We start from the raw sequence: 2,151 nt of genomic DNA on the forward strand, positions 1-2,151 counted from the left end.
GGCGGCGTCCGGAGCGGCGCTCGCACCACCGGCCAGGGGAGCGGCGCTCGCACCACCGGCCGGGGCGGTCTCCGGGCTGGCGGGCGGACTGGCGTTCGTGCCGTCGGGCGGGCCGGTGGCGATGTCATCCCACTCGACGAGGACGAGGGCCGTCGCGGTGTAGCCGCCGCTGTCGGCGCCCACGCCGCCCGGCGCGCCCACGCCCGCGCGCAGCTTGCGGATCATGTCGATGGTCCGCTCGAAAGCGTCCGGTTCGGTGTCGAGGATCGTCGAGCGCTGCACGAACAGGAAGCCGACCGCGGCCAGCGGGTAGCGTCCCCGCAGGTTCCCGGCGTCCCCGTAGGCCTCCTCGAAACGGTTCGGCAGGTTCTTCCCGAACGACGAGACCTGTGCCTTCGTACTGATCAGGAGCTCGGGGCCGCGCTCCCAGCGGGAGATCACGACGTCGACCTGCTTGTCGTAGGCGCGCCCGAGGATCACCGCGTCCGCCGGGGTCACCGCCGGCATCGCGCCCACCCGGGCGCGCACCTCGTCGGCCAGCGCCTTCGGCAGCTTGTCGAGCAGCACGGCCACGTCACGCGGCAGCACCCTCGGCTGGGTGGCTCGCGGCCAGACCTCGTCGGCACCGAACCCGGCGCGGCGCAGCTCGTGGGCGATCCAGGCGTCGATCCCCTTGGCGAACGCGCCGCTCTCGGACGTCTCGCCGCCGCGCACCGGCTGGGTCAGCAGCTCGCCGAGCAGGTCGTAGTCGGGTGCGTAGCACGGCGGCGCGCCGGCGATGTGCCGCCATGGATCCGTCGGAGGATGGCGGGCGAGCACCGGCTCGTAGGCGACGAGCTTGTCCGGGCGGCGGCTCACCCGGGCCCGCTGCCCGAGCGTCGCGGGCCCGCACGGCCCGGGTCCGGGCGCCGCGAGAGCGGGCGTTCCGGGGCGGCGCGTTCCGCGTCCGCGTGGCCTGGGTCCGGGTGGTCTGGGTCCGGGTGGCCCATGCCCGCATGGCCTGGGTCCGCACGGCCCATGCCCGCACGGCCTATGCCCGCACGTGCGCGGGCATGGCGGCGGGACCACAGGGTGTGGCGGGCAGTTACGATCTGTTCGATGGCGGCGGCGTCCAGCCCGGCCCCGCCGGCGAGCAGCAGCTCGTCCACGCCTGCCACCGCGTCGGCGAGCCGTCCCGCAGCCAGCGCGCGCAGCACGCCGCGGCGGGCCGCGGACAGCTGTGGACGCAGCCGTTCGACCAGCTCCGGGGCGGGGACCAGCAGCCGGGCCGCCTCCCGCGGCTCGAGTTTCAGCATGCCGCCGCCGTAGGCGCGCCCGACCGTCTCGGCGGCGAGCATCGTCACGGAGTTCAGCGCGGCCAGCGGCAGCAGGTCCCGCCCGGTGCGCCGGTGCTCGGGGACGAGGACGACCCCGTGGACGGAGTTCAGGTGCGCCACCCCGGCCCGGTTGGTCGCCAGCTGCGGGGTGTCCGCGTTCATGTAGGTCAGCAGCAGGTCCGCCGGTGCGGCCGGGAGGGGGACCTGCCACCAGGGGCTGCGGATCCGGCACTTGTACGCCAGGTCGACCTCGGAGCGTTCGCCCGCCGCGATGTAGGCGCGGGCCGCCGGGGACGGCCGCGGCCCCGGCCGGAACAACAGGGTCGCCAGGCCGGTGTCGGTCAGCCGCTGCCAGTCGCTGGTCCGTAGCGCGAGGGCCCGCAGGTGCCGGGAGCCTGGCGGCGAGATCGGGACGAGCTCGTCGTCGAGGCCGAGCGCGTCCGCCCGCTCCTGGCTGAGGGCGAAGTAGCGGTTGTTGCCCGTCACCGCGCCGAGCGTCGTGCGGCCCCAGGTCGCCAGCGTCCCGAAGAGACCGGCGATGGTGAGCTCGAGCATGGCCCGCCGGGCGGCGGCGCTGATCAGCGCGGGCATCCAGGACGCCTGGGGCTCGGGCGTCGGTACGCCCACATCCGCCGCCGGGTGCACGATCGCCGCCGTGGTCGTGACGACCGCCGGAGGTGTGATTGTTGCCGGGGGCCCGCCCGCCGCGCTGGGCCTGGTAGCCGTTGGTGGCCCGTCCGCCGCCGGGGCGCCAGCCGCGGCCGGTACCAGGAGCGCGGGCTGACCCAGCGCCGCCGTCCGTCGCACGTCCATGGGCCCGGCCGCGGCCGGGGAC

At 76.1% G+C, this 2,151-nt stretch carries 1 protein-coding gene and 1 pseudogene; both read right to left on the reverse strand.

The window, feature by feature from the left end; translation table 11 throughout:
* Positions 1 to 858: hypothetical protein (locus NBX02_RS02610; protein ID WP_250289819.1), on the reverse strand; the 858-nt coding region annotated here is incomplete at its 3' end.
* Positions 855 to 2,151: pseudogene (locus NBX02_RS02615) on the reverse strand (hypothetical protein); the annotation flags it as partial. The pseudogene NBX02_RS02615 and the gene NBX02_RS02610, both read right to left, overlap by 4 nt.

The sequence above is a fragment of the Protofrankia sp. CiP1_Cm_nod1 genome, assembly GCF_920888515.1.
GTDB lineage: Bacteria > Actinomycetota > Actinomycetes > Frankiales > Frankiaceae > Protofrankia.